This is a genomic window from Candidatus Methylomirabilota bacterium (assembly GCA_027293415.1).
In the GTDB taxonomy this organism is placed as follows: domain Bacteria; phylum Methylomirabilota; class Methylomirabilia; order Methylomirabilales; family CSP1-5; genus CSP1-5.
The window spans coordinates 1-4909 of record JAPUFX010000164.1; the positions used below are offsets into that span (position 1 = coordinate 1).

General features: G+C 57.5%; 5 protein-coding genes and 1 pseudogene. All 6 read right to left on the reverse strand.

Features of this window, described 5'->3' with window-relative positions; genetic code table 11:
- On the reverse strand, nt 1–230 hold a 230-nt coding region (locus tag O6929_11495), incomplete at its 3' end, for an FAD-dependent oxidoreductase (protein MCZ6481012.1).
- A gap of 21 nt (nt 231–251) precedes the next feature.
- On the reverse strand, nt 252–614 hold the full coding sequence (locus O6929_11500) for a DUF488 family protein (GenBank protein MCZ6481013.1): 363 nt from the start codon (nt 612–614) through the stop codon (nt 252–254).
- 91 nt (nt 615–705) lie between these two features.
- Nucleotides 706–1389, reverse strand: coding sequence for an NAD(P)H-hydrate epimerase (locus O6929_11505; GenBank protein MCZ6481014.1), 684 nt, complete (start codon nt 1387–1389; stop codon nt 706–708).
- Nucleotides 1386–2185 (reverse strand): annotated as a pseudogene (locus O6929_11510) (aquaporin). The gene O6929_11505 and the pseudogene O6929_11510 overlap by 4 nt, the downstream one beginning before the upstream one ends.
- A gap of 109 nt (nt 2186–2294) precedes the next feature.
- On the reverse strand, nt 2295–3170 hold the full coding sequence (locus O6929_11515; GenBank protein MCZ6481015.1) for a hypothetical protein: 876 nt from the start codon (nt 3168–3170) through the stop codon (nt 2295–2297).
- A gap of 101 nt (nt 3171–3271) precedes the next feature.
- Nucleotides 3272–4909, reverse strand: a 1638-nt coding sequence (locus O6929_11520; protein ID MCZ6481016.1) for a glycoside hydrolase family 15 protein, incomplete at its 5' end; no start/stop codon positions are given.

Consider the following 4909-nt stretch of genomic DNA (forward strand, 5'->3'; position numbering starts at 1 on the left):
CGGACACCATAGTCTCCTGCCCGTCTCGCGAGATACGCAACTAGACAACTGTCTACCATCGTCTTGGTCGGGGTGCAGCCGACTTTGACGCAGTTCCCGCCCACGTGGTCGCGTTCAACAATGGCTGTCTTCCGTCCGGCCTGCGCGAGGCTCAAGGCGAGTGGTATCCCCGCCTGGCCCGTCCCAATCACAATGGCGTCGTAACGATCTGCTGCTTGTGTCGTTGCCATGAGTCCACGACCTCCTTTCGTTTACGAACTCTTCTTCTTCAGTTTAGCCTCCAGATAGGTTTTGAGCGCTACAGCGTTGTTGTGCTCGGGATCCCTGGCGCTATAGAGCAGGGTCACGGTGCGTTTGCGGGCCGCCTGGAGAAGGGGCCGCCAGACCTCGGGCCGGCGGTCGAGTTCCGCAGCATAGCGGCGCTGGAAGGTGTCCCATCGGGAAGGCTTATGGGCGAACCAGCGGCGCAGGGCATCGCTGGGGCCAACATCCTTGAGCCATTCATCCAGTGACAACGCATCCCGTTTTACGCCCCGCGGCCACAGCCGGTCCACCAGGAAGCGTCGGCCGTCCCGCGAGCTCGGGGGGTCGTAAACGCGTTTCACTCTGATCATGGTCCGGTCCCCTTTTTCGAGCTAGCAGATTCTGGGATCCACCGGAAATTCAAGGGAACCCGGTAGCAATTTCCGAATGGGGAGGTATACGTCAACCCCATCCGGCGATAGGTCTCTTCGGGGATTCCGATATCGGCCAGAAAGAGATTACCAGTTTTTCCGGCGACAGCCCGGTTTTCGGTAGTCCCAGGGTCATCGTCCAACGAGGCTTGATAAATTCTCCCTCAGCCTGCCCGGTCGTGGAGTCTACTCCCGATGGAACGTCGAGTGACAATATCGGAACCTTTGTCCCGTTGGCCCACTGGATTAATTCGGCGACGACGCCTCGCGGGGCTGAACGCAGGCTGTAACCAATCAAGGCATCGAGAACGAAATCAGCCGCTACTTCCCCCAGACCTTTTGCCTCCACTTCCTTGCCGGAAGTCCCTTGAAAAATCTTGCGCTGGAACGCTGGCACTACTGCAAGGCGATCAGGTGTTGCCAAACACAACGCGACATGTGCCCCGTGGTTGGCGAGATGACGGGCGGCACAGATGCCACCCCCTCCGTTGCCCTCGCTGCCAGCGAGTACGACGATCTTTGCCTTCTCCCAGTCTTGGCCCAGAATCTCCATCGTCAGCAGCGCGAGGTTTCGCCCGGCGTTTTCCATCATTTGAAAGAGATTCGGTCCGGTCCCTTCGATGGCAATGCGGTCCACTTCCTGCATTTGATCCGTGGTCACCGCGGGAACTTCGATCCCCGAATCCGTAAAAAAGCGGTAATCCCTTGCTTTCATTGCTGCTCCGGTTGCATCTTGTAGCCGCAGTGGAGGAAGATGCAACGTTTGTCATTGTGGTGGTGCAGTTTGGCGCAGATGACCTTTTGAACTCCCCTCAGTCGCACATACACCTCCGCGACCAGCAGCATTCCCAAAGGTGGTGCTGTGAAGTAGATCCACAAAAACTCCCAAAGCTGGGGTGGTACGGTTGAGCCGAATGAGCGCGCCGGATTCATGCTCATGCCTGAATGGGGGGCTTCCACGGCTATGTACGTGGCAACAAGGGCACCCGTGAACAGTCCGGTAAAACGGTCAAGGTTAGGCGTGTTTGAAACACCGAGGACCACGGACATGAGAATGAAGGAGATGACAAACTCTGCAACGAACGCGACGCAGGTCCACCGCTGCCTGGTACTGTGGCTACGTAATTAACGGATGAGTGCGCGAGGAGAGCCGCAAGAACCGCCGCAGCCAGCAAGACCCCCGCCACCGCACCCAGAAATTGCGAACCTACGTAGAAAAGAGCGTCCCAAGGGTTAACCTTTCCGAGCCGAAGGAAGCTCATTGTGATCGACAGGTTGATGTGTGCACCTGATTGCTTGCCCCAGGGGGAGAAGATGAGCGCAATCGCACTTAGGCCCATGGCTATTCCCATGAAAATTCGAGGCAGTAGCGGATCGGCAATGAGCTGATGGACAGGCGAACCCGGGTATTCGAGAATAGTAGCAAAGGCACAGGCGGAAATCATAAATAGGCCCAGCAAGCCACCCTCTATTAGATATTCGGGCCAATGACGTCTTATCGCATCGACCATATGGTTATCACCTCGACGCTTTCCAAAAGCTTGGAAGCGCTGTGCGGACAGTGAAACCTAAAAAGGAGAAGGATGGAGAGGGGATTGGCAGATCGGCCGGACTGGATCCTTAAGAGCCGATGAGCCCTCGGACTTCTTCCTCGCTCTGCGGCCAATGCGGCAGGTCGAACAAGATCTGGCGCTCTTCAATTTCAAAGCTCTCGCCCGGTCTCAGAGAGACGACCGGGCCATGGATCTCCATCTCGAAGTAGGAATACCGATCCGAGTTATATACCTCAGCAATGCAGCCATGGCCATATGGCTTATCCCGGTACACCGGCACCTGTTTCCGGTAGCCGACGAGGCCTATCCCGGCTACATTGAGGATCGCGAGCATCCATCCTTCCTTCGCGTCTACCCCGAACTTGAACGCCTTTGGGCCAGTACAGTGGATCACCGCTAGGTTTCCTAACTCACCCACGACGGTGTCGCGGACTTGAGCCGACTCGCCTTCCTCAGCGAACGTTTTTACGCCTTGAGGATATCGGGAAGCCGCGTCTCTCGGCAAATAGACCTCTCCAGGTTTGAGCACCATGTTGACGTCCCACACACCCCATTGGACTTCAGCGGATGAGCGATTAATTAATTGGTGTGTGACGATCCAATCCTGACTGCCCGATGAAACTGTCACCGTGCGTGTAATTTGTATACCGGTTTCCCGGCAGACCTGACTCGTCATTCGGACGACTGCGGCATCCGGCCCGTCGCGCTCGACCGTAAGGTCGTAAGCCCCGCTATCCAGGTCCAAAAATGGAACTTCGTCGGTCCAGCGAGTCTGCGGCGCCAACCACGTCTTGTCACCGCCCCAGAGCGGAAAACCCATCTTGCGTTTCCTGGCATGGACATCCTGACACGACAAAACGTCTTCGACGTGACCCTCGCGCTCTGGCTGGGTAAAGCAGAGATCATGACCCCGCCAGTTCATGGCCATAATCCGCCCACCCACCTGGGGGACGAAGATTAATTCGAGAGGACCGCTTTGAAGGTGCCAGGCATTCCACCCTTTGTGGTTCCCTTCTCTCATTGAGACCTTCGAGGACCTCACTCTTAGCCCCTGGTACCGAGTGCTCTGTCGAGATTGAAGGCGGCGCTGATCAAGGCCAGGTGAGTAAAGGCCTGGGGGAAGTTGCCTAACGCCTCGCCACTGGGACCGGTTTCCTCGGCGTAGAGTCCCAGGTGGTTGGCGTAGCCCAACATCTGTTCAAACATGAGTCGGGCTTCCTCCAGCCGGGTGCGATCGCTCCGTCCTGCCCTGGTGAGGGCTTCGACGAGCCAGAAGGTACAGATGTTGAAGGTCCCCTCTTCTCCCTTCAAGCCGTCGGCAGTCTCTTCCACGTTGTACCTGTAGACCAAGCTGTTGGAGACCAGTCCCCCCTTCTCCGGTGGCACGTTTATGGCATCCAGCGTATTTAACATTCTCGGGTCGGTCGGGGAAAGAAAGAATACCAGCGGCATGATCAGGTTGGCGGCGTCCAGGGATTCACTCCCGTAATGCTGGACGAATGCCTGACGTTTTGGACTCCAACCCTTGGCCATGATGTCCTCATAAATCTGGTCCCGGATCTTGAGCCATCGGTCGCGGTCGGCAGGGAATGAACGCTTGTCGGCAAGACGGATCCCGCGATCAATGGCAACCCAACACATGAGCTTTGAATAGACGAAGTGCTGTTGTCCACCCCGGACTTCCCAGACCCCCTCGTCCTTCCGTTGCCAGTTATCGCACACCCAGTTGATGAGCTGTCTCAGGTTGGTCCAGAGGTCATACGAAATGGGATTCCCGTACTTATTGAAGAGATAGACCGAGTCCATCAGCGCACCGTAGATGTCCAACTGGAGTTGGTTGTAGGCGCCGTTACCCACCCGGACCGGACGAGAGCCCTTGTAGCCCTCCAGATGGTCCAGGATTTCCTCGGTCAGGGTGTGGCGTCCATCGATCCCGTACATGATCTGTAAGGACCCGTCCGGGTTCAACTCGTGGCAGCGGGCTTGTATCCAATCCATGAAGTGTGCGGCCTCGTCGGTGAATCCGATGCGAAGCAGGCCGTACAGCGTGAACGCCGCGTCCCGGATCCAGGTATACCGGTAGTCCCAGTTCCGCTCGCCGCCTACGCCCTCGGGAAGGCTACACGTCGGAGCCGCGACAATCGCCCCCGTCCGTGCATACGTGAGGAGCTTCAGCGCCAGCGCCGACCGGTGGACCACCTCACGCCACCGGCCTGTGTACGTGCATTTCGAGATCCAGCGGCGCCAGTACTCGACAGTATTCTTGAAGCTCTCCATCGCCTCCTGCTCAGAAAGCGAGATGCCGCACCCGGTTCCCGCCGGGATGTCTTGAAGCAAGAAGACGGCCGTCTGGCCTTCCTCGAGGCGGAACTCAGCGCTTACCCCCTTGCCGTCTTGCTTCAAAGGGACACGCGTCGCGAGCCCTAGGCTGAGCGTTTGGGAATAAAAGCACGCCCCGTCAGGGGTCAGCTGCATCTGATGGTCATCTCGGGCGTAGTTGAATGCCGGATAACATTCCATCCGGAAAGGCATCGCTCCGCGAACCACACTGACGCGACGGATCAACTGGTGTTGCCCAGTTCCTTTTGCAGCCCCGGCAATTGGCATATAGTCCGTGATCTCGCCCGCGCCGTCCGCTGACAGAAAGCGTGTGATCAGCACATTGGTCTCGGGCCAGTAGAA

What these genes read in the sequence shown, in the direction of transcription:
- O6929_11500 (MCZ6481013.1), bottom strand. Translation starts at nt 614, where the DNA reads ATGATCAGAGTGAAACGCGTTTACGACCCCCCGAGCTCGCGGGACGGC.
- O6929_11505 (MCZ6481014.1), bottom strand. Translation starts at nt 1,389, where the DNA reads ATGAAAGCAAGGGATTACCGCTTTTTTACGGATTCGGGGATCGAAGTT.